This window comes from Chroococcidiopsis sp. TS-821, assembly GCF_002939305.1.
Taxonomy (GTDB): domain Bacteria; phylum Cyanobacteriota; class Cyanobacteriia; order Cyanobacteriales; family Chroococcidiopsidaceae; genus Chroogloeocystis.
The window spans coordinates 142,390-165,757 of the sequence record NZ_MVDI01000009.1 but is presented as its reverse complement, the minus strand read 5'-3'; the positions used below and the strand labels follow the sequence as shown (position 1 = coordinate 165,757).

The 23,368-nt window shown below is 42.0% G+C and carries 21 protein-coding genes, 1 tRNA gene and 1 pseudogene; 10 read left to right on the top strand and 13 right to left on the bottom strand.

Going from position 1 to position 23,368, the window contains the following annotated elements:
* From B1A85_RS24870 to B1A85_RS19285, 6 genes are all read left to right on the top strand, one after another.
* A partial coding sequence (locus B1A85_RS24870; protein WP_210404595.1) for a hypothetical protein occupies nucleotides 1–225 on the top strand: 225 nt, incomplete at its 5' end.
* Between the two features lie 6 nt (nucleotides 226–231).
* Entirely contained in the window at nucleotides 232–1,125 is an 894-nt protein-coding gene (gene glyQ, locus B1A85_RS19305; protein WP_104548361.1) for a glycine--tRNA ligase subunit alpha, read from the top strand.
* Entirely contained in the window at nucleotides 1,118–1,597 is a 480-nt protein-coding gene (locus tag B1A85_RS19300; RefSeq protein WP_104548360.1) for a DUF4079 domain-containing protein, read from the top strand. Before glyQ ends, B1A85_RS19300 begins: the two co-directional genes overlap by 8 nt.
* On the top strand, nucleotides 1,597–3,741 hold the full coding sequence (locus B1A85_RS19295; RefSeq protein WP_371681691.1) for a ComEC/Rec2 family competence protein: 2,145 nt from the start codon (nucleotides 1,597–1,599) through the stop codon (nucleotides 3,739–3,741). Before B1A85_RS19300 ends, B1A85_RS19295 begins: the two co-directional genes overlap by 1 nt.
* A 54-nt stretch (nucleotides 3,742–3,795) precedes the next feature.
* Nucleotides 3,796–3,882, top strand: a tRNA-Ser gene (locus tag B1A85_RS19290).
* A gap of 63 nt (nucleotides 3,883–3,945) precedes the next feature.
* Entirely contained in the window at nucleotides 3,946–4,383 is a 438-nt protein-coding gene (locus tag B1A85_RS19285) for a secondary thiamine-phosphate synthase enzyme YjbQ (RefSeq protein WP_104548358.1), read from the top strand.
* Between the two features lies 1 nt (nucleotide 4,384).
* Here the strand turns inward: B1A85_RS19285 and B1A85_RS19280 are convergent, their stop codons facing one another.
* The 7 genes and pseudogenes from B1A85_RS19280 to B1A85_RS19250 form a co-directional block, all read right to left on the bottom strand.
* Complete coding sequence (locus B1A85_RS19280) at nucleotides 4,385–4,846, bottom strand: DUF4174 domain-containing protein (RefSeq protein ID WP_104548357.1); 462 nt, start codon at nucleotides 4,844–4,846, stop codon at nucleotides 4,385–4,387.
* An 81-nt stretch (nucleotides 4,847–4,927) separates the two neighbouring features.
* A complete protein-coding gene (locus B1A85_RS19275) occupies nucleotides 4,928–5,674 on the bottom strand; it encodes an ABC transporter ATP-binding protein (RefSeq protein ID WP_104548356.1) in 747 nt (248 codons plus the stop codon).
* Nucleotides 5,674–6,447, bottom strand: a complete 774-nt coding sequence (locus tag B1A85_RS19270) for an ABC transporter ATP-binding protein (protein WP_104548355.1) — start codon at nucleotides 6,445–6,447, stop codon at nucleotides 5,674–5,676. Before B1A85_RS19270 ends, B1A85_RS19275 begins: the two co-directional genes overlap by 1 nt.
* Nucleotides 6,447–7,409, bottom strand: coding sequence for a branched-chain amino acid ABC transporter permease (locus B1A85_RS19265; protein ID WP_104548354.1), 963 nt, complete (start codon nucleotides 7,407–7,409; stop codon nucleotides 6,447–6,449). Before B1A85_RS19265 ends, B1A85_RS19270 begins: the two co-directional genes overlap by 1 nt.
* Before the next feature lie 190 nt (nucleotides 7,410–7,599).
* Nucleotides 7,600–8,961 carry a (Fe-S)-binding protein gene (locus tag B1A85_RS19260; protein WP_104548353.1) on the bottom strand — a complete coding sequence of 454 codons (1,362 nt, stop codon included), beginning with the start codon at nucleotides 8,959–8,961 and terminating at the stop codon, nucleotides 7,600–7,602.
* Between the two features lie 22 nt (nucleotides 8,962–8,983).
* Nucleotides 8,984–9,566, bottom strand: a pseudogene (locus B1A85_RS19255) (Uma2 family endonuclease).
* A 51-nt stretch (nucleotides 9,567–9,617) separates the two neighbouring features.
* Entirely contained in the window at nucleotides 9,618–10,913 is a 1,296-nt protein-coding gene (locus B1A85_RS19250; RefSeq protein ID WP_104548352.1) for an FAD-binding oxidoreductase, read from the bottom strand.
* Nucleotides 10,914–11,399: 486 nt separating this feature from the next.
* Here B1A85_RS19250 and B1A85_RS19245 point away from each other — a divergent pair, with 486 nt between their 5' ends.
* The gene (locus tag B1A85_RS19245; protein ID WP_104548351.1) at nucleotides 11,400–12,770 is read left to right on the top strand and encodes a PAS domain-containing sensor histidine kinase; all 1,371 of its coding nucleotides are present in this window, start codon (nucleotides 11,400–11,402) and stop codon (nucleotides 12,768–12,770) included.
* A 20-nt stretch (nucleotides 12,771–12,790) separates the two neighbouring features.
* Here the strand turns inward: B1A85_RS19245 and glcD are convergent, their stop codons facing one another.
* Complete coding sequence (gene glcD, locus B1A85_RS19240; RefSeq protein WP_104548350.1) at nucleotides 12,791–14,263, bottom strand: glycolate oxidase subunit GlcD; 1,473 nt, start codon at nucleotides 14,261–14,263, stop codon at nucleotides 12,791–12,793.
* Between the two features lie 126 nt (nucleotides 14,264–14,389).
* Here glcD and B1A85_RS19235 point away from each other — a divergent pair, with 126 nt between their 5' ends.
* Nucleotides 14,390–15,091 carry a Uma2 family endonuclease gene (locus B1A85_RS19235; RefSeq protein WP_104548349.1) on the top strand — a complete coding sequence of 234 codons (702 nt, stop codon included), beginning with the start codon at nucleotides 14,390–14,392 and terminating at the stop codon, nucleotides 15,089–15,091.
* 48 nt (nucleotides 15,092–15,139) lie between these two features.
* Here the strand turns inward: B1A85_RS19235 and miaA are convergent, their stop codons facing one another.
* A complete protein-coding gene (miaA, locus tag B1A85_RS19230) occupies nucleotides 15,140–16,075 on the bottom strand; it encodes a tRNA (adenosine(37)-N6)-dimethylallyltransferase MiaA (RefSeq protein WP_104548348.1) in 936 nt (311 codons plus the stop codon).
* Between the two features lie 132 nt (nucleotides 16,076–16,207).
* Here miaA and gyrB point away from each other — a divergent pair, with 132 nt between their 5' ends.
* Nucleotides 16,208–18,148, top strand: a complete 1,941-nt coding sequence (gyrB, locus tag B1A85_RS19225) for a DNA topoisomerase (ATP-hydrolyzing) subunit B (protein ID WP_104548347.1) — start codon at nucleotides 16,208–16,210, stop codon at nucleotides 18,146–18,148.
* Nucleotides 18,149–18,258: 110 nt separating this feature from the next.
* Here the strand turns inward: gyrB and B1A85_RS19220 are convergent, their stop codons facing one another.
* From B1A85_RS19220 to B1A85_RS19210, 3 genes are all read right to left on the bottom strand, one after another.
* Nucleotides 18,259–18,846 (bottom strand): Uma2 family endonuclease, encoded by a 588-nt coding sequence (locus tag B1A85_RS19220; RefSeq protein WP_104548346.1) that lies wholly within the window; start codon nucleotides 18,844–18,846, stop codon nucleotides 18,259–18,261.
* 69 nt (nucleotides 18,847–18,915) lie between these two features.
* The gene (locus tag B1A85_RS19215) at nucleotides 18,916–19,677 is read right to left on the bottom strand and encodes an amino acid ABC transporter ATP-binding protein (protein WP_104548345.1); all 762 of its coding nucleotides are present in this window, start codon (nucleotides 19,675–19,677) and stop codon (nucleotides 18,916–18,918) included.
* Entirely contained in the window at nucleotides 19,643–21,103 is a 1,461-nt protein-coding gene (locus B1A85_RS19210; protein WP_104548344.1) for an ABC transporter substrate-binding protein/permease, read from the bottom strand. Before B1A85_RS19210 ends, B1A85_RS19215 begins: the two co-directional genes overlap by 35 nt.
* Nucleotides 21,104–21,273: 170 nt before the next feature.
* On the opposite strand from B1A85_RS19210, the gene B1A85_RS19205 reads away from it, so the two are divergent.
* Nucleotides 21,274–22,317: an ABC transporter substrate-binding protein gene (locus B1A85_RS19205; RefSeq protein WP_104548343.1), complete on the top strand. Its 1,044-nt coding sequence runs from the start codon at nucleotides 21,274–21,276 to the stop codon at nucleotides 22,315–22,317.
* A 219-nt stretch (nucleotides 22,318–22,536) separates the two neighbouring features.
* Here B1A85_RS19205 and B1A85_RS19200 read toward each other — a convergent pair whose 3' ends face one another.
* Nucleotides 22,537–23,127 (bottom strand): cysteine hydrolase family protein, encoded by a 591-nt coding sequence (locus B1A85_RS19200; RefSeq protein ID WP_104548342.1) that lies wholly within the window; start codon nucleotides 23,125–23,127, stop codon nucleotides 22,537–22,539.
* Nucleotides 23,128–23,368 lie beyond the last annotated feature (241 nt).

The following is a 23,368-nucleotide window of genomic DNA, read 5'->3' as shown; positions in this document are numbered from 1 at the left end:
GCTTTCTTTGGCTTTCAAACTATCTTCTTTTCTTGGTTCGGTCGCCGCGCTGGAAGCCTTGTCGCTTGCCTCCCTCACCGGCGCTTTACTAATATATCTAACCTAAATCAATATTGTCAACCGGTTGGAGATTTTTTTTTGAAATTCCTGAAGACTTGGTTTTACAAGGCATTTGAGGGCAACAATAAGGCAAACTTTGAAAAGGAGTTATCAAAAAAGGTTTGAATACAGGTGAATTTTCAGTCAATCATTGCTGTGTTGCACCAGTTTTGGAGCGATCGCGGTTGCTTGATCGCCCAGCCTTACGATATCGAAAAAGGCGCAGGAACAAAAAATCCACATACTTTTCTTAGGGCTCTAGGTCCTGAACCTTGGGCAGTTGCATATGTTGAGCCGTGTCGCCGCCCTACTGATGGGCGTTACGGCGAAAATCCGAACCGCTTTCAGTATTACTATCAGTACCAAGTTTTGATTAAGCCTTCACCAGACTACATTCAAGAAACTTACCTTGATTCTCTCAGGGCATTGGGAATTTACCCAGAAGATCACGATGTGCGGTTTGTTGAGGATAACTGGGAAGATGCGACTGTTGGCGCTTGGGGTACTGGTTGGGAAGTTTGGCTAGACGGAATGGAAATTACACAGTTCACTTACTTTCAACAGTGTGGAGGACTTGATTGCCGTCCAGTTTCGATTGAAATAACTTACGGACTAGAAAGACTAGCAATGTATCTTCAGGAAGTAGAGGCGATTACAAAGATTCAGTGGACGGATGACATTACTTACGGAGATGTTCACTTGCAAGGGGAAATAGAACAATGTACGTACAACTTTGAAGCATCAAATCCAGAATTATTGTTTACTTTATTTAGTTTGTACGAACAAGAAGCGCAGCAACTTACTGAAAGAGGGTTAGTTTTACCGAGTTTGGATTATGTATTGAAGTGTTCGCATACATTCAACTTATTAGATGCGCGAGGAGTGATCGCTGTCACGGAACGAACTCGATATATTGCTAGAATCCGTAGCTTAGCAAGAAAAGTTGCGCAGCTTTATGTACAGCAAAGAGAAACCCTCGGTTTCCCTCTATTGAAAGGAAAAGGAGGCGTTGCAGCTCATGTTTAACTTGATGGAAGTGCTAGAAGCGATCGCCAGCTGGTTTCGTGGTTTAGGCATACCAGAACCGATTGTGCATTGGGGACATCCAGCAATGATGGCAATTGTCATATTTGTTATGGGTAGTTTTGTCGGCTATGCTGGATGGCGGGGACGAGTCGCGACAAATCGAGTTGTGGCAAGCAAAAGTTTAGCAGACCACCGCACATTAGCACCGTGGATGTTTTTATTTATGGCGCTTGGTTATACGGGTGGTGTACTGTCTTTAGTCATGCAACGTCAGCCGATTATGGAAAGCCCGCATTTTTGGACAGGTTCGAGTTTGCTGCTGTTGTTGCTAGTCAATGCGGCGATCGCGCTGTTTGGCTTTGGACGCGATAAAGGTACGCTACGCACAATCCATGCATATTTAGGAAGTACCGCCCTCGGTCTAATGGTACTTCATGCTCTTTTCGGATTGAAATTAGGGTTAGCAATTTAATAACGCAAATGAATGCAGCTATTCTGTGCTTAGCTTTTATTGCAGGCTTGCTATCTACAGCTTTTGTGGGAGGAGGATATGCAATATTAGCACTCGGGATAGTTGCTTCGGTTTTCGCTAAACGTCTCTGGCGTGGTAGTCCTAAATCACAGGTTTGGTTAATTGCAGGACTTGTTGGCTTGTTAGCAAGTTTTTACTTTCAAGCACGAACGCCACAGCCAGCAGCAAATGATATTAGTCAATTCTTTGCAAATGAACAGCAAGTAGTCACTGTTCAGGGGAAAATTACAAGTATGCCGCGTTTGACTCGAAGTCAGCGAGGACAATTTTGGTTAACCGCGAGTTGGTTAGACGGAAATAGAGTTACGGGAAAGGTTTACGTCACTGTCCCGCTGCTACAAGCAACCGGGCTGTATCCTGGACAAAAAATTGCAGTTACTGGTGTTCTATATCAACCTGCAACGGCAGTAAATCCAGGAGGTTTTGATTTTCGGGCGTATTTAGCAAGAGAAGGTACGTTTGCAGGTTTGAGTGGGCGACAAGTAGAAGCCCAAGAACAAGAAACTCCTCGATGGGGATGGTGGAAAATTCGCCAAAAGATTGTGCGATCGCAAGTACGATGGCTGGGTAGTCCTTCTGGACCACTCGTCAGTTCAATGGTCATGGGTGGAAGAGCGGTTGATTTACCTTATGATATCCGCGATCGCTTCGTACAAGTGGGGTTAGCCCATGCTTTAGCTGCATCAGGATTTCAAACTTCGTTGATTTTAGGTGCGATCCTGGCACTGTTAAGGCGGTTTTCAGTAATGGTGCAAGTGGGTTTTGCAGGAGGTGCGTTAATACTCTTTTTAGGGTTAACGGGCTTACAGCCATCGGTAATCCGCGCTGTTGTTATGGGATTTGCGGTACTTGTAGCGATTGGGACGAAGCGGAAAGTCAAACCTTTAGGTTCATTGCTGGCTGCTGCAACATTATTATTGCTCTTCAATCCGTTGTGGATTTGGGATTTAGGATTTCAGTTGAGTTTTTTAGCTACTTTAGGATTAATAGTTACAGTACCGCCAATAGTCAAACATCTAGATAGGCTACCTGTTACGATCGCAACTCTCATAGCAGTTCCTGCTGCGGCGACTTTGTGGACTTTACCCTTACAACTGCAAGTTTTTGGTGTAGTTCCGCTTTACAGCTTGATTGTTAACATTTTAAGTACACCACTGATAGCGATCGTTAGTGTTGGTGGGATCGTTAGCGCGATCGCATCGCTCATTTATCCACTAGCAGGTAGTGCTTTAGCTTGGTTGTTATATTACCCGACTCATTTTTTGATTAAGCTAGTAGAATTTTTTACGCAATTACCTGGGAACTCAATTGCGGTAGGTAAAATTTCTGTTTTGCAGTTGCTCATCGTTTATAGCTTAATTGTCTTAGCTTGGTTACAACCTTGGTGGCAAAAGCGCTCTTGGTTAGTTGGCATCATGGCAATTGGTATCGTTTTGATCCCGATGTGGCACGCAAAATATACAGTATTTCGAGTAACAGTGCTAGCAACAAGCGAACCTGTGTTAGTACTGCAAGACCGAGGTCAAGTTTTACTTGTGAATAGTTGCAATTCCAACACTGTGCAATTTAGTATATTGCCATTTTTACAACAGCAGGGTGTCAATCATATAGATTGGGCGATCGCGACTAATAGCCAGACAAGTCGCCGTTGTTGGGAAGAACTTAATCAGCGCTTGTCAGTTAAGAATTTTTACACTTCAACTGAAAAACAAACATTAGTTGCAGGTGATACAAAGGTACAAATTGATGATGACTTGTTGCAACTAGAGATAAAAGAACAAACATGGTTATTACTTAATAATGTTGCCCCTGAGAAGCAAAAGCAGCTCGCGTCTACAAAACAACTGCCACGCGCGCAGGTTCTGTGGTGGTCTGGAGAAGTTTTAGAAGAAGTGGTTGAAGTGGTGAAACCAAAAGTTGCGATCGCTTCTGCTGCTGATGTAGATTCGCCCATTATATCGCTACTCAACCAAAGCAAAATCCCACTTTCGCGAACGCTTAACGATGGCGCAATGCAGTGGACACCCACTGAAGGATTTAAAACGACAGTGGATGAAGTGGAAAATAGTGCTGCGTTGCTGTAAAAAGACCTTGGTTCGTGATATTGTTATTTATAATAAGGCACAAGTCTGCCTATTGGAGAGGTGGCAGAGTGGTTGAATGCGACGCACTCGAAATGCGTTATGGCGGCAACGTCATCGTGGGTTCAAATCCCACCCTCTCCGTTCGATAATAACTTGATGTGAGTTATTGAATTATGACACCACAAAGTTAGGTGGTGTGAAATTATGCTGATTAAGAACGAGCTAATTGAAGTCGAAACGTCTGAGGGCATTAGTATATACAACATTACGCCTCAGATTGAAAAGATCCTCGCTGCTACCGCGATTGAAAATGGTCAAGTTTTAGTTTTTTCGCGACACACAACCACAGCTTTAGCAATTAATGAGAATGAGGAGAGATTGCTGCACGATGTCAAGGTGCATCTAGAAAAGTTAGTGCCTCCTTCTGGAAAATATCTACATAATGACTTGCATTTGCGGGTTGTACCGCCGGACGAACCGATGAATGCACACTCGCATTTGATGGCAATGATGCTCAGTAGTAGCGAAGTCATTCCTGTTGTGGATGGAAAACTTGCACTCGGAACGTGGCAATCAGTGTTATTTTTTGATTTGGATGGTCCGCGGAGAAGAAGTGTCATGGTACAAGTTAGCGGCGAGTAATTCATTGCGATCGCATTTCTCGTTGGCGCATAGGCATAGCATCGATCTGCTGAAAGATGGCTGTGGGCTCGACAGGAGTCATTTCGCGGCGCTTGGCTGTACCGTCTTTGCCGACGAGAATTACGCTGAATTCGTCGCCGATATTGAATTGTTGTTTGATTGAAGTGACGTCTTCTGGGTTGATTGGCTTGCCGTTGATGCGGCTTGTACCGTTGGAGAAAAGTTCGATCAAAAGCAAGTCTCGGTCTACAAATTCTGCGGTTTGATTTGAAAACAGTTGCATCTGCTGTTGATATTCAGGGGTATTTTCTGAGGGGGCAAATACAAGCAGTAGGCGATTTTTCCATTGGTAAGATTGAAGATTGAGCATAAGTGTATTGGGTGTAGTGGGTGTTGTAGAGGTGACAGATAAGTTGGCAGAAATAGTCAGGAGGGTTAGTAAAAAGGGAATGAGTTGGGTCATGCGTTTGAGATAACGAACCACATTGGCGCAGATTTTCCGCGGGGTCGACGTAAAATGAAGAATTAGGGAGGTGTTGCGATCTTACCCTAGGTAAGCTTTTTTGACTTGTTCGTTGTTGAGGAGGTTGGCGGCTTTGTCGGTGAGGGTGATGCAGCCCGCTTCTAAGACGTAGCCGCGATCGGCAACTTGCAGGGCGAGGTTGGCGTTTTGTTCGACAAGGAGAATCGTAACGCCGGTAGTACGAAGGTTTTGGACGATCGAGAAGATTTCGCGGACAACCGCAGGAGCAAGTCCAAGGCTAGGCTCGTCTAAGAGGAGTAGTTTGGGTTTACTCATGAGGGCGCGCGCGATCGCCAGCATTTGTTGTTCGCCACCGCTGAGGGTTCCTGCTAGTTGATTGCGGCGTTCAGCTAGGCGCGGGAAGATCTCGAATTGACGGTCGATATCGGCTTTGACGGTTGCAAAGTTAGGGCGGATATATGCACCTAGTTTCAAATTATCAAGCACTGTTTGTCGGGCGAGTATTCGTCTTCCTTCGGGACAGTGCGCAATTCCGCTTTGCACAACTTTGTATGCAGGATAACGAGTAATGTCGCATTTTTCGTAATAGATTTGTCCGCTGTGACATTTGATTAGTCGAGAGATTGCACGTAGTGTAGTAGTTTTTCCTGCACCGTTTGCTCCAATTAGGGTAACAACTTCACCTGACTTAACAACAATATCGATGTTTTTTAGTGCTTGAATACTGCCGTAGCTAACTGACAAGTTTTTGATTTCTAGCAAGTAATCAGTAGGATATATTATTTCTTTGGAATAACTCAAGCTCATTATCCTGCTCCTAGGTAAGCTTCGATGACAGCAGGATCAGTTCTAACTTTTTCTGGTTGACCTAGCGCAATTAACTGACCAAAATCTAAGACAGCGATGCGATCGCATAATCCCATCACCAGTGGGACGTGATGCTCGATTAAGATAATAGTTAAATTAAAATCTGTAGCAATTTGCCGAATAAATTTGCTTAAGGCTTGTTTTTCGTAGGGGTTCATTCCCGCTGCAGGTTCGTCAAGAAGTAAAATTTGCGGTTCTATGGCTAGGGCACGAGCAATTTCTAATCTGCGCTGATCGCCGTAAGGTAAATTACGGGCTTTTTCTGTGGCACGATCGCTTAAACCAACTAAGGCGAGTAACTCCAAGGCTTTTTGTTTGTTTTTCTGCTCTTCTTTTGGTGCAGGTGGTAGTCCCAAAACTCCAGTCAATATATTACTATTGATATGAATATGTCGAGCAACGATAATATTTTCTATTGCGGTAAGTTCGCCAAATAAACGAATATTTTGAAATGTTCTAGCGATTCCTTGCGAGGCGATTTGGTGCGGGCGGAGTTTAATAATTTCTTTACCTGAATACAGTAACTTTCCACTTGAAGGTTGTAGCAAACCTGTCATTAAATTAAACAGTGTTGTTTTGCCAGCTCCATTAGGACCAATTAAACCAAAAATTTCATTTTTATTAACAGCAAAAGAAACGTTGTTGACGGCAACTAAACCACCAAAACGCCGCGTTAGCTGCTGTGCTTCTAAAATAGTAATTATCTCATTCATTACTTTATTCCTCGCCCCACTCTCCGAGAAGGGCTTTGTCCACCCTTCGCTTTTCGCCTCTTAAATAATTCTGGCGTGACTAAGCCTTGAGGAAAAAATATTGTCCCTAGGACAATCAACAAGCCGAATATAATTAAACGACTGTCTCGGAGAAATTGTGCCAGTGCAAGTGGTAATCCAGGGGTATCGGCGATCGCTCTTAAGACTTCGGGAAGTGCTGTGAATACCATACCGCCCAACACAGGTCCAATAAAGCTTCTCGAACCACCAATCAAAACGAACGTTAAGTAGATAATACTTGCATCAAATGTTCCCTGACGTGCATTCCAAGTATTGAGAAAATGCGCGCTAACTGCACCTACCATTCCTGCTAGAATTGCGCCCAGAGTAAACGCTAGCACTTTGTAGTAAGTCGGGTTTATTGCCATTGCATCAGCGGCGAGTTCATCTTCACGAATCGCAGCGAAAGCCCTGCCAATGCGAATCTTTTCTAAACGATAGAGAAAAAACATACTCACTACGAGTAAAGGGAGGGTAATCCACAGGTACTCAATCGCGGTTCGAAACGGTTGCGGAATACCAAAAATACCGACTGCACCGCCAGTAATTTCCAGATTTAAAGAAATAACCCGTAATATTTCCACAAAAGCAATCGTCGCGATCGCTAAATAAATTCCGCGTAGCCGCAGCGCAGGAATTCCAACAATAACGCTCAATATCCCACAAACTACCCCAGCAATGAGCATTTCTAAAAGTAACAAGGGAACGGGAAATAAGCTTGCGGAACTAGAAAAGACTTGCGTTGATAAAATTGCGGCAATATAACCACCTAAAGCATAAAAGCCAGGACTTGCTAAAGATAGTTGTCCTGCCATCAAGGGTAAATATAATGATAACCCTAGCATTGCCCCAATCATCATTGAGACAATTAAAAACCCATAGGTATCAAAGAAACCAACCATGAGTATTTGTACAGTTGTTATTTAAACGAGAAATGGATGTTGTTTCTTCTGAAAGTCGATCCATTTCTCATAGATTCTATAGCAATTGGAGGAATGCTTAGGACATGAGAGAAGCTTAAAATCATTGGCTTTTCTAGATTCTAACCCTGACTTCTGACCTCTAATCCCTGTCTCTTGCTATATGTAAAAACTACAACTGCTCTAATTGAATTCCACGAATTGAGTAATCTAATAACTCCATTGGGTGCATCACTGCTATCTTTTTATTCTGTTGTTGCATGTGTTTGGTAATTTGCAGCGTACAGCCAGGATTTGCCGAAGCAATCAACTGTGCACCTGTATTTAAGAGATTATGGACTTTCTGCTTACCTAACTCCTCAGCAACGTCGGGTTGCAGCATATTGTAGACGCCCGCGCTACCACAGCACAATGCTGCATCAAGGGGTTCTCTTAGTTGTACTCCAGGAATTTGTCGCAGTAACTGGCGTGGCTGGATGCTAATTTTTTGCCCGTGTAGTAAGTGACACGCATCCTGATAAACCAAGGTTAGCGGTTTTTCGCACAAGGGCGAAAGCTTTACTGTTAAACCAATAGTAGCCAAAAACTCTTGGGCATCTTTGACACTTGCGGCAAAGGCTTTGGCGCGATCGCGGTATTCTGGATCGTCTTGCAGTAAATGTCCGTACTCTTTCAAGGTATGACCGCAGCCAGCTGCGTTGATAATGACTGCATCTACACCAGTATCAGCAAAGCTATCGATCATTTGACGTGCTAGGGCTTTAGCTTGTTCTTCTTGTCCTTGGTGATGCGGTAAAGCAGCACAACAGCCTTGCGTTTTGGGAATCACAACTTCGCAGCCATTTGCAGTTAAGACTCTTACAGTAGCTTCGTTAACTGGAGAGAAAAATAGTCGCTGTACGCAACCCAAAATGACACCTACGCGATAGCGTTTTTCGCCTTGGGCAGGAATAATTGTTGGTAATTTGTCTTGAAAGGAGCTAATAGTAATTTTTGGTAAGATGGATTCCATCGCGGCGAGGCGAGGTGAAACGCGTTGAAGTAACTTAGTGGAACGTACAAGTTTTTGCACGCCCAACTTTTGATAGAGAAGTAGAGGTGCAAGTAACACCCGCAGGCGGTTGGGATAGGGAAATAAGGAAAAAATGAGTTGACGATATAAGCGATCGCCTAAAGAGCGCGGATAGTTGCGTTCGACTTGGGGACGTGTCGCAGAAATTAATTTGTCGTATTGCACGCCTGAAGGACACGTTGTCACGCACGCGAGACATCCTAAACACGAGTCAAAATGCTGTACAGTAGCTTTACTAAGTGGAATTTCACCTTCGTTGACAGCATCCATTAGATAGATGCGTCCGCGTGGAGAATCCATTTCTTTACCAATGACACGGTAACTTGGACACGTTGATAGGCAAAATCCGCAATGAACGCATGTATCAATTAACTTCGGATCGGGTGGATGTTGGGCGTCAAAGCTAGTTAAATGACTTAAACTAGCAGGTATTGCATCTTTTGAAGGATCTGAAGTTTGCATTATATTCTTGTTTCCTCAAAAACTAATTCCAAATTTCTGCGAAATCTAAAATAAATTCTGGTAAAGTTTCTCCACCTGAAAGCGTTTGTGGAGACGTTATTATTTCTACGTCTTGATGTTGTTTATATATTTCTACTTGTTGGTTTTGTGGATCAATTAACTAACCAGCCTAAAGCCATACCTTTTTTAAGGTATTCTTGCATCTTAGCGCGTAAATCTTTAAGGCTATCTGATTCTGATTTTAGCTCAATGATAAAATCTGGACAGAGTGGCGGAAACTTTTTTTTGGCTTCGTCACTAAGCGATCGCCAGCGTTCTAGTTTGACCCATGCAGCATTTGGAGAGCGATCGCTGCCTAAGGGTAACTTAAACTCGGTTGAAGAGTCAAAGACAACGCCTAGTTTCTTTTTTTTATTCCAAGCAACTAGTTGGTAATTAATATCTGAGTTTTTTCTTCCTGTTTCTCCTCCTGTAGGTGGCAGAATAATCAGTTGACCTGCTCGATTTCTTTCTAATTTTAAATCAGGATGTTTTCGACATAATTCATAATATTGATCGTCAGTTAAAGAAAGAAAAGGTTGTAAATCTAAAATAATGGCATTCATTTTAACGAACCACTTTAGACACAGAGCTTACAGAGGAAAGAGAAGCGTTGATTAAATTCCTCCGACAAAACGAGATGGACTTAAAATCTTATTTGGATCAAACTGTTGTTTAATTCGCTGCATTATCTCTAAAGCACTACCTTGATAACCCCAAACATCAATTGTTTCTTTTATTGTTTTTGGTGCTGCTAAAACTGCGAGAAAACCTCCTTGAGACTGACAAAAATCTCGCATTTTTAGAATACTTTGCTTGTCCGCATTCGTATCTAACCGCAATAACCCTAAACCACTACCTGTGTGAATTAAACCCATGTGTGGCTCAAAGTGCGTAAGCGTTGCAACAGCCTTTGTTGGTAATACCCCTATTTTGCAAGTAATTTCAGTAGGTTGAGCAGGCGATCGCATTTGTTGTTGTAATGTCTGCCATAACTTAGTCTCATTATCGGTTGTATAGACTGCGCCTTGTAAATTTAACTGTTGTCCTAGTTCTAAAAGTGATTTAGCTTGTTGTTGAACGCTTGCACTGAGGCTTTGAAACTGCACAACTAAGCCCAAGCCTTTACCAAGATCTAAACTTGTGACTAATTGCGGTGAGAGTAAATCCGACGCTACTGGAGTTAAAGCTGATGCGCGTAGATTTGTAACAGAAGAGGCAATTGCATCTGCACTTCCAGTTAGTACTACTGTACTTGAAGTTTCTGGAATAGGATAGACGCGGAAGGTAACGGATGTAATGATTCCTAGCGTGCCATACGAGCCAGTAAATAACTTCATCAAGTCGTAACCAGCAACATTTTTAACAACTCTACCTCCAGCTTTAGCAATTTTCCCATCCGCACGGACAAAACTAATTCCTAGAAGTTGATCGCGCACTCCTCCATAACGTTGGCGCAGCGAACCAGTATCCGCAGTGGCGACAATTCCTCCTAATGTAGCGAATTCAGGGGTGGTAGGATCGAGGGCGAGAAATTGTCTTGCAGCTGCTAAAGTTGCTTGCAAGTCGGCAAAGCAAATTCCTGCTTCTGCTGTTACGGTTAAATCTCCTACGGCGTGTTCAATTAATTGATGAATGCGTTCGGTACTGATGACAATTTGTACGTCTTGGGCTAAGCCACCCCAATGTAGTTTAGTTGTGTTTCCACAGGGTAATATTTTCCATTGATTTTGGTAAGCACAACTAACAACTTCTGCGAGTTCTGCTTGCGTTTGGGGATAAACAAGACACGGATAATTTTCTGTGGCGATCGCTTGTTGGATCTGTTCGCGACGCACAGCTTCAATAGCATCCCATGCTATGACTTTAGAATTTCCAACAATGGTTTTTAATTTTTGGGCGATCGCACTCATAATGTCAACTAAATCTAATTGGTATTACTTTTAACGTGGATTTCTTATCCTCTGCTTATTTTCACATTGTTATTTATATTCAACTTTATACTTTACATATAGCATTTTATCGATTGCAGTACTTACTTTAAGTAGCTTTTGCTTGAATAAAAAGCTTTGATATGTTGTATATACGAATAAACTTGAAAGCCCAACTACCAGTTTCAGTATTAATACTGGTAATTGTAAAATCTATTTGTATTATATTTAACTAAGACACGTTACGAGCTTACTATTATGATTCTCAATCAATACTGAAAAATATTACATTTACTTAAAAAATCTATTGGTACATGCAAGAAAGTAAAAAAAACTATGATACACAAACACCAAGTAACAGCAAGTAGAGTGAGCCTAAAAATCAAAAGCTAAAAAAGTTGCAAAGTTTTCTAGCAAACAATATATATCTGTGTTTATCCATAAGAAAAGAGCTTCAATTATTTTAATATGAATAATGTTATTTTACTATGCTTAACTACAACAATTTTGCTAGGATTTTTTATAGTCTTGTATAATAGTTTTGTTAAGCTGTCACGCAACTTAGTATTTTTTTGTACTAATATATTAAATCAACTTAAGAAGAATTTAGTAAGCGCTTGGCAGGCAGCTAGAATTCAGCAAGTTAATCAAACTTTAGAGCAACAACTTCAAGAACAGGCTCAACAACTATTACAAACTAATCAAAAGCTAGCTAATAAAATTCTCGAGCAACAGCAAACAGAAATAGCCTTGCGCGAGAGTGAAGAAAGGTATAGAGACTTATTTGAAAATGCAAACGATTTAATTCAGTGTGTTACACCAGACGGAAAATTTGTTTATGTAAACCAAGCTTGGAAAAATACTTTAGAATATAACGATAGCGAGCTAGAAAATCTGACAATATTCAATATTATTCATCCTGATTGCCTAGAACATTGCTTAGAAATCTTTCAAAGAATAATGTCAGGAGAAAATATTAATGAAGTTGAAGCTAAGTTTATTTCTAAAAGTGGTAAAGAAATTACAGTTGCTGGAAGCATTAATTGTAAATTTGACCAAGGTCAACCAGTTTCAACAAGAGGAATTTTTCGTAATATAACTGAACGCAAGCAAGCAGAAGCTGAGATCTACTATGCTTTAGCAAAAGAAAGAGAACTTGTTGAACTTAAATCGCGGTTTGTGACTACAGTGTCGCACGAGTTTCGCACGCCACTTACCGTTATTATGATGTCAATTAAATTACTCGAAAAGTTTGGCGATCAAATACCAAAAGAAAAAAAGCAGCTTTATTTTGAACGCATTCAGGTTGCAGGTAACCACATAACAAACTTACTCGACGATCTTTTAACAGCGAGCAGGATCGAATCTGGAAAGTTACATTTTTCTCCAACTTATTTAGATTTGGAAAAAACTTGTCAAGAAATTATAGAGCAATTACAACTTAGTACTACTAGCAAACATACAATTAACTTTACTTGCATAGGTCAAGTAAGTCAAACTTACTTAGACGAACAATTAATCCGTCATATTCTTATAAATTTGCTATCTAATGCTATCAAGTATTCACCTCAGGGTGGAGATATTACTTTTTACTTGACGTACAATCCACAAGAAATTATTTTCACAATTCAAGATCGAGGCATTGGCATTCCTGAAGAAGAACAAAAATACTTATTCGATTCTTTCTATCGTGCTAGTAACACAAGTACAATTCCTGGAACAGGGTTAGGAATGTCTATTGTAAAACAGTGTGTAGAGTTACATAAAGGTAGCATTTATGTAGAAAGTCAGGTCGGAGTTGGAACTACAGTTACTGTTGTTATACCAAGACAAGATTAATACTTTGCTCGCCTTGAATATTAAAATCGCTCTACTGATGCAAACTTCTTGGCTGCTTCAGCCCTTGCAGCTTCTCCGCAAGTGCGTGGGGTAGGAAATATTTTCCCAGGATTTGCTAATTCCCGTGGATTAAAGGCTTGACGGATATACTGCATCGTTTCTAAATCAGTTTCTGTAAACATATCGGGCATATAGCATCGCTTATCAGCGCCGATACCGTGTTCGCCTGAAATGCTTCCACCAACCTTAACGCAAAGCTTAAGAATTTCCCCACCTAATTCTTCAACTTTTTCTAATGCACCAGGGACAGAGTTATTATACAAAATTAACGGATGTAAGTTTCCATCACCAGCATGAAATACATTAGCGATACGATAACCATATTGTTTACTTAAACTTTCAATTTCTTGCAATACAAAAGGTAGTTGTGTTCGAGGAATAACTCCATCTTGAACATAATAATCGGGGCTAAGATGACCTGCAGCAGCAAAAGCAGCTTTGCGACCTTTCCATAATTTTAAGCGTGTTTCTGGATCGCTTGCTGTCGTGATATTGCGCGCGCCATTTTGTTTGCAAATATCAGCAATTCGTTGTTTATTTGCTGCAACTTCTACGGCTAAACCATCAATTTCAACGAGTAAAATGGCAGCTGCATCTCGCGGGTAACAACCTGTAGCAACGACATCTTCAACAGCATTAATGCTAAGGTTATCCATCATTTCCATACCAGCTGGAATAATTCCTGCACCGATAATGTCTGAAACAGCAGCACCTGCAGCTTCCACACTGGTAAAATCTGCTAAGAGAACGCAAATAGATTCGGCGGTTTTGAGGATCTTTAGGGTAATTTCGGTGGCAATTCCCAGCGTACCTTCGGAACCAACAAAAACACCTGTAAGATCGTAGCCAGGCATTTCGGGGACTTGTCCGCCGACTTCAGTAATTGTGCCATCAGGAAGCACGAGTTTCAATCCTAAAACGTGATTTGTGGTGACGCCATATTTAAGACAGTGAACGCCACCTGAATTTTCTGCAACATTGCCACCAATCGAGCAGATAATTTGACTCGAAGGATCGGGAGCATAATAAAAACCAGCACCACTGACAGTTTGCGTTACCCAGTTGTTAATCACTCCGGGTTGGACGATAACTTGCTGATTTTCCAAGTCTACCTTGAGAATTTGCCGCATCATGGCGGTCACAATCAACACGCAATCTTCGATTGGTAATGCACCACCTGATAAACCTGTACCAGAACCGCGTGCAATGAAGGGAATCGAATTGCGATCGCATATTTTCACTACCTCTGCAACTTGTTCTGTTGTGCGCGGTAACACAACCACCGCAGGGCGCTGACGATAGCTAGTTAAACCATCACACTCATAGGTAATTAATTCTTCCTTGCGCTGCACTACGCCATTTTTACCAAGAACAGCCTCAAATTGCTTGATAATTGGTTTCCATTTGCTGTGCTGCTGATTTCTAAGAAGCATAGGTAGCTTGTGTTTAACGAAGGGCTTTAAATAATATTCTGGCAAGATTTGTTATCACCTGTACCCCTATACGAGCAAATCATATCTATCAACTAAGCTAAAGATAACGTTTTTCAAGTGGTAATCATGGTTGAGCAAACTTTTATCTGTGACGATGACTACTACGTACCAGATGCTAATCAGCTAGTGACTGAAGACGATACACCAGTGGATGATTTTGCTTCTGAAAAACAACAACGGCTTCTAGTTAGTTCGATTTATAGTGCTATGCAAAAGCGCACTTTAATTGCAGCCGCAAATGTCGGTGTTTACTATACAGACTTGCAACCCGCGATTGTCCCCGATGTCTTTCTTAGTTTTGACGTACAAGTACCACAAAACTGGTGGGACAAGCAAAATCGTTGTTACATGGTGTGGCGTTTTGGAAAACCACCGGAAGTTGTGATTGAGATTGTTTCTAACAAAGAGGGCGATGAACTAGGAAAAAAACTCAGAACCTACGAGCATATGCGCGTTAGCTACTATATTGTGTACGATCCGACTGAGCAGTTTGGACAAGTGCTGCGCGTGCATGAACTCCGAGGAATGCGATATTCCGAAATTAATGAAACTTGGCTCGAACAAGTTGGACTGGGTGTCACAATATGGCAAGGAGAATTTGAAGGTAGGCAAGATACCTGGTTGCGCTGGTGCTACCAAGATGGAAGTATTTTACTGACTGGAGATGAACGCGCTGCACAAGCTGAACAACGCGCTGCACAAGCTGAACAACGCGCCCAGATTCTTGCTGAACAATTGCGAAGAATGGGAATTGAGCCTTCTGACTGAAGTTGGGGCTATATAAGCCAAGTGTGGTACCCTGCACGCATTATGATATTACTTGTATTCATACAGGTTTAAAAATGCTTGCACTCGCTGGTAAACTCGTTCAAACAAATCAGGCGCATCAGCATCAAACCATTCAATTTGCGGATAGGCGCGAAACCAAGTACGCTGTCGTTTAGCGAATTGTCGGGTGTGCACAACGGTTAATTCTTTTGCTTCATCGAGGGTAATCTCATTAAATAGATACTGCTTGACCTCGTGATATCCCAAAGTATTTAACAACGGTAAGTCAGCACTGTATTTTTGACAAAGATATTCCACTTCAGCAACTAAACCGTCTGCAATCATTTGTTCAGTGCGTTGCATAATGCGATCGCGTAAACTCTCTCCACGACAATCTAAGCCAATCTGTAAAATCGGATAATTTGGTGGGCTCTCTCCTTGTTGTTCTGAGATTGGACGCCCTGTGACATAAAAGACTTCTAACGCGCGTAGTGTTCGTACTGCATCATGCGGGTGAATTTTCTGCGCTGCAACCGCATCAACTTGTTGCAAAATGCTGTAAAGTTGCGTTTGACCGAGTGATTCTAACTGCGATCGCAATTCAGGATGCGGCGCAACTCTTGGGATCTTCAACCCTCGTACCACTGCGCGAATATATAACCCAGTACCGCCGACTAATAGCGGAATTTGCCCTTGCTGCTGAAACTGAGCAATTAAAGTCTGTGCTTGCGCTTGGTAATCTGCAACAGTAAGAGTTTCGGTAGGCGTGCAGATATCAATTAAATAATGCGGTACTAAGTTTTGTTCGGTAACTGATGGCTTGGCTGTGCCAATGTTGAATTCGCGGTATACTTGGCGCGAGTCGGCGCTGAGAATGACAGCGTTGAGTTTTTTGGCAAGCGCGATCGCCAGTCTTGATTTTCCCGTTGCTGTCGCCCCGCAAATTGTGATTAAGCAAGATCGATAAAAATTATTTGGGTACATCCCCCTGAAAAATTTCCTCTAAAATCCCTCTACAGCCGTCTTTAAGGCTTTTATGCTACAATTTAGGAGTGTTTTTCTATTTTTTGAGTCGGATCGCGGCTCAAACTTTAATTTTCGTGGAGAATACCTTGCATGACTAGCAGTTACAGCGCCGATCAGATTCAAGTTCTGGAAGGTCTGGAACCGGTGCGCAAAAGACCGGGTATGTACATTGGCTCCACTGGTCCGCGAGGACTCCATCATCTAGTTTACGAGGTCGTAGACAATTCGATCGATGAAGCTTTGGCGGGATACTGCACGCATGTGGAGGTGGACTTAAATGCGGATGGTTCTGTAACAGTTACAGACAATGGTCGAGGCATTCCGACAGATACACACCCCCAAACTGGTAAATCAGCATTAGAAACTGTAATGACAGTATTACATGCCGGAGGGAAATTTGGTGGTGGTGGTTACAAAGTTTCTGGAGGATTGCACGGAGTCGGAATTTCGGTCGTAAACGCTTTGTCTGAGTGGGTTGAAGTTACCGTATGGCGCGACAAGCACGTTTACGTCCAGCGTTTTGAGCGGGGCGTACCAGTAACAGAATTGCAAGTTAAACCTAGCAAAGAAGTAAAAACAGGAACTTCTGTCACCTTTCTACCAGATGCCACAATTTTTACTACGGGAACCGAGTTTGATTACATCACACTAGCTGGTCGTTTGCGCGAGTTAGCATACTTAAACGCTGGGGTCAAGATTACATTTAGCGATCGCCGCTTAGATCTCCTCAAAAGTAGCGAACCGAAAGTCGAGACCTACGAATATAAAGGTGGAATTAAAGAATACGTCGCGTACATGAACCGCGAAAAGCAGCCGCTACACGAAGAAATCATCTTTGTGCAAGGCGAACGCAACAACGTTCAAGTTGAAGTCGCTTTGCAGTGGTCAGCGGATGCTTATACTGACAATATTTTAGGTTTTGCAAATAACATTCGTACGGTTGATGGTGGAACGCACTTAGAAGGATTAAAAGCTGTACTGACACGGACACTTAATGCGATCGCCCGCAAGCGGAACAAAATTAAAGAAAACGAACCGAATCTTAGCGGCGAACATGTCCGTGAAGGTTTAACAGGAGTCATTTCGGTTAAAGTTCCCGATCCTGAATTTGAAGGACAAACAAAAACAAAACTTGGTAACACCGAAGTGCGCGGAATTGTAGATTCCCTAGTTGGCGAAGTTCTCACCGAGTACCTTGATTTTCATCCTAGTGTCGCCGATGCAATTTTAGATAAAGCAATTCAAGCGTTTAAAGCCGCAGAAGCTGCGCGTCACGCCCGCGAATTAGTACGCCGCAAGTCAGTTTTAGAATCTTCACCCTTACCTGGTAAATTAGCCGATTGCAGTTCTAGAGACGCCAGCGAATCAGAAATCTTCATCGTTGAAGGAGATTCAGCAGGTGGAAGTGCCAAACAAGGACGCGATCGCCGCTTCCAAGCCATCCTCCCCTTACGCGGTAAAATCCTCAATATTGAGAAAACTGACGACGCCAAAATCTACAAAAACACCGAAATCCAAGCTTTAATTACAGCCCTCGGATTAGGTGTCAAAGGCGAAGAGTTTGATGCTTCGCAGTTGCGCTACCACCGCATTGTGATTATGACTGACGCCGACGTAGACGGCGCGCATATTAGAACCTTATTACTCACGTTCTTCTACCGCTATCAACGCGAACTGATCGATCAAGGTTACATTTATATTGCGTGTCCGCCGCTGTATAAAGTCGAACGCGGGCGCAATCATTACTACTGCTATAGCGATCGCGAACTTCAAAATCTCATTCAGCACGAGTTCCCCGATAATGCTAACTATACAATTCAACGCTTCAAAGGTTTAGGCGAAATGATGCCCGAACAACTCTGGGAAACAACCATGAACCCAGAAACGCGCACGATGAAACAAGTAGAAATCGAAGACGCTGCGGAAGCCGATCGCATTTTCACAATTTTGATGGGCGATCGCGTTGCGCCTCGTCGTGAATTTATCGAGACTTACGGTTCGCGCCTAAATCTTACAGAACTCGACATTTAAGCCCTCCGATTGAATTCAGGGCTACATATTTTTATAAGCAAGTCCACGCAGGTGGACTTTATTTGTTTAGCTGCGAATTTATGCACTAAGCTAGTACGCCTGATGATATCTTACCCTTGTGTATCTGCTAAATTAAAGTTAACGTTTTCGTAGATTTCTGCAATTGTCATTTCTACATTGATTGAAGCAAAAAAGATTTTTTCTGTATCAGATTCATAAGCGCGAAATAGCCAAGAATCTCGATCGGATTTTAGATATTGCTCAATTTCAATCTCGTATTGATTAATTAGTATATATTCTTGAAACTCTGGTATGGAACGATAATAGCGAAATTTATCAGTTCTGTCGCGATCTTTTGTTGATTTGGATAAGACTTCAACGATAAAGCAAGGATTCAATATTACATCTGTACGTTGGTCTTGAAAAATAGGTTGACCTTGTATTAAAAATACATCAGGATAAGTATACTGCCGATAACGAGGAATCCATAACCGCAGGTCGCCAATATATGGCTTGAAATCAGTTTGGCGAAGCATAAACTTCAAAAAAGCATAAACGTTTCCTGCAATCTGATTATGGTTAATCGACCCACCCGTCATCGGCACAATTTCTCCATCGCGGTATTCGCTGCGAAACGCTGCAACTTCCTCTTGTGCCAAATATTCTTCGGGAGTGTAGTAATGTTGTTGAGTTTGCATTTTCAACTCCCTACTTTGCAGTTAACTTGTTTCATTTCCAAGCTAGCACGAGAAATATACTAACCTGGTTTACAGCATTTTTTCGAGAAATTGTTTCGCGCGATCGCACTGCGGATTGCTAAAAAACTGCTTCGGAGTTGCATCTTCAGCTAAACGCCCTTCATCTAGAAATAAAATTCGGTGCGCGACTTCTCTGGCAAAGCCCATTTCATGCGTTACAATTGCCATTGTAATGCCTGTTTGCGTTAAGTCTTTCATCACCTCTAACACTTCTTTCACCATTTCAGGATCGAGTGCAGAAGTTGGTTCATCAAATAGCATTACTTGCGGTTTCATTGCTAAAGACCGCGCGATCGCGACACGTTGTTTTTGTCCTCCTGATAGTTTAGCAGGATAAACATTTGCTTTCTCTGCTAATCCTACTTTAGTGAGTAAATCCAGCGCTTCTTGTCGCGCCACCTCTTTATCAACGTGCTTAACTTTAGTAGGCGCATACGTGACATTTTCTAGCACCGTCATGTGCGGAAACAAATGAAAGTGCTGAAACACCATTCCTACATTTTGGCGAACTTTCATGATATCGCATTTGCGCGATGTAATATCGACACCATCAATGTAAATCTTCCCTGATGTTGGTGTTTCTAATAAATTCATGCAGCGCAAGAAAGTTGATTTTCCTGAACCACTAGGACCAATAATGGCAACAACTTCGCCTTTATTAACTTTAGTAGAAATGCCGCGTAAAACTTTTAGATTGCCAAAGGATTTATGTAAATCTTCTACATCAACCGCAACATCAACTGCTACGTTGTAATCTTCTTTCAAGCGCATAGCCCCCCCAAGTTAAACTCATTACCATCAAGTAGTAAATAACGCCAGCTACGATCAGCGGTTCAAAGTATATATACCTTTCTGCACCAACAATTTGAGCGCGACGCAATAAATCTGCTACACCGATTGTCGAAACTAAAGCTGAATCTTTCAGTAACGCGATACTTTCGTTTACCAATGCAGGCAAAATATTTTTGATTGCCTGAGGTAGGATAATATCTAACATCATTGGTTGATAAGGAACACCTAAAGAAAGCGCTGCCTCGCGTTGTCCTTTATCAACTGCCAGAATACCACCGCGAATTGTTTCAGAAATATACGCACCCGAATTAAGGGTAAATGTAATTACCCCAGCTAATAGTGCAGGAATGTTGTATCCAGTAATTTGGGGCGTGGCGTAGTAAACTAAAGCAATTTGCAACAGTAACGGCGTACCGCGAAAAATTGACGTGTAAGCCGTTGCAAACCAAACTAATGGTTTAAAAGTGGAGATTTTAAATAGGGAAAGAATTGTTCCCCAAATAAACCCAAAAATTGCGGATAAAGCAGTGAACTGTAATGTTATTAAAATGCCGCGTAAAATAAAGGGAATACTCGGCGCGATTTGGGCAAAAGAAAATGGAGAATCATTCGCTGTTGCAGTTGTTTCAGGTTCGCCGCCAAACCACTTGTTGACTAACCTTTCCATTTCTCCACTGCTTTGCATTTGTCGCAAGACGCGGTTAAAGTCATCAACCAAAGGAGAACCGCGAGGAAATGCGATCGCCGAACCGCCTTCGCCCGCATCAATCGTGTTAAATTCTAAGTCAGGGTTATTTGCAACAAAACCTCTAGCGATCGTATCTTCAATAATTGCTGCATCAACACGTCTTGCCTTGACTTCTTGAATGATCTCACCAGTGCGATTCAGCGGTACAACAGTAACATTTTCAAATTCTCTTGCTGTCGTTTCTTGAATCGAACCGAGTTGAACGCCGACTCTTTTGCCTGCTAAATCTTCAGGTTCTCGTAAATTACTACCTTGAAGTGCAACAATTGTATTCTTCGCTTCGTAATAAATATCAGAAAAATCTACATTTTGTCGGCGTTCCTCTGTTGGTGTCATTCCCGCCATCGCAAAATCTGCTCTTTGCGATTGTAGCGCTGGAATTATACCATTAAAGTCTGTATCTTGAATTTTTAATTCAAACCCTAGTTCGCGGGCAATATAATTGGCAATGTCAATATCAAAACCAATGATTTCACTACCGGCGGCTGTATCTCTAAACTCGTAAGGCGGGTAATCGGCTGATGTTACCATCACCAAAGTGCGCCCAGCGTATTGTGATTGAGCAGCAAGTTTGTTATTTATGCTATCACTGACGACGATAATTAAAGCAACGATTGCTGCTAGTGAAAGTGTAAATAATAGCCTAAGTTTTTTCATTGCAAGTAGTTTAATAAAGCAGCAATTTGTCTGCTAATTCGTAGATGCTACTAATAGATACCTAAAAAGTTATAGAATTATAACTAGGCAAATTGTATTTTTATTAACATTTTTTCACCAAAATAAATCGCTTAATGGTGCGATAGAGCAATTTAGGGATAGAGATACTCATGAGTATGAGTAATCATTCGCATTGGACGCGCCGTCAAGCATTGTCATTATTCACAGGATTTGCAGGAAGTTTGGCGCTACACGCGTGTACTCAGCAATCAGGAACGCTATCTAACACATCATCTACGACAAACCAAGTTTCGGCGACGTCAGGAAGTACGCTGTGGATTGGTTATACGCCTTTGTATATTGCATTAGAGAAAGGCTTTTTTCAAGAAAACGGGTTAAACCTCAATTTTAGAGATTTTAGTTCAGCTACCGATGCGATGGCGGCTTTTGGCGCAGGACGACTTGACAGTCAAGCCGTCGTTACTTCTGAAGCTGTATCTTTAGCTGCTAAAGGCGTAGACTATCGCATTATTATGGCAGCGGATAACTCGCTAGGCGGCGATGGAATTTTAGCGCGTAATAGTATTACTAGTATTGCTGACTTTAAAGGCAAAGAAGTTGCTGTCGAAGTTGGCGGAGTCAGTCATTTCTTCTTACTTCAAGTATTGAAAGAAGCAGGCTTGAGTGGTGATGATGTCAAACTGATAAACGTCACTCCTGATGCAGCAGCGGCGGCGTATCAAGCAGGAAGAACCGAGATTGCGGTGACTTATTCACCATTCTTGCAAAAAGCCGATCAAGCGCAGCCAGACGGCAGAATTATTTACGATACTTCTAAAATGCCAACCGCGATTGTGGATGTGTATTTATTTGGTACGAGGTTCATCGAAGCAAACCCCAACGCTGTGACAGGTTTTATTCGAGGAATTTTGCAGGCGCGCGAATTTATGGAAACAAACCGCGATGAAGCACTAGCGATCGCAGGTAAACGCTTGCAACTCACACCCCAAGAAGTCGAAGAACAACTCAAAGGCGTCAGACTCATCGATTTACCAACGAACTTAGAAATGCTGGGTAATCCCCAAAGTGATATGTATTTACTCGACCACATGAACGACTTGTCACAATTTCTCGTTTCCCAAAAACAAATTCCTCAAGCCCCCGATTTGAGTAATATCCTAGAACCAAGATTTTTACGCGAAGTGCAAGCATAAACAACTCTACTGAAGTAAGTGGTGAAAATAAACATAATTTAAGGGCTGGTAATTGGTAATTGGTCATTGGTTATTAGGAAAGTCTCCGATTCCTTCTTTTGATGGAAGTAGACGAACAGAACTGGTAATTGGTCACTGGTCATTGGGAAAGCGGAAAGAATTTCTATTACCCATTACCTATTACCTATTACCCGACAAATGTTATTTAATTATGCCCACCTACTTAACGGCGACGGAATGCAAAGCGGCAATAAAATCAGTGTGGAGAATACGCGCGCCTGTTTGTAAATATTCCATTGCTGTTAAAGCCGCCCAGTGTGCATCCCAATCGGAACCAGCGCAGCAATCTTCTATAACATGAAAGTGGTAGTCGCGTTGGTGCGCATCAACTGCGGTGTAATGAACGCATACATTTGTCATTGTTCCCATTAGCACAACAGTATCAACTTTCAACCCACGCAAAAGAATTTCTAAATCTGTACCAAAAAAGCAACTGTAACGTCTTTTAGCAATAGCAAACTCGCCATCAATTGGTGCGAGTTCCCAATAGTAGTTGGTGCTAGCCCAAGTTTCTAAACAATGCACAGGTTCAGCACCATCTAATTCTCTACCAAAATCTACCATCTCTTTACGATGGACTTCTTGAAAGTGAATGATTGGTAGTTTTGCTTCTCGCGCTGCTGCTAAAACTTTTTTCGCTTTGGGGAGAACTTCAGCAGTTCCAACATGTGGTAAGTTTCCTTCACCTGTGAAAACTCCTGCTTGCATATCGACGCAAATTAATGCAGTTTTTGCTAAATTGATTTTCATATGTAAAAAAGTTTTGAGTTAACTGTGATAATAGAGCTAGTCAATAGAACAATTTGTAACTAACTCCACACTTAACGTTTGTGAGTCAAACTTTTATTGATGAGACCTCCTGCACGACTCACGGAGACCCTCTAATTGAAGTCAGGGCTGTTGAGGCAAAGTGTACCTTCGTACATTAAAACAAGATTTTTATGAAAAATTACATGGAGTAGACTTTCTTTTATTAAACGGCAGATTCATT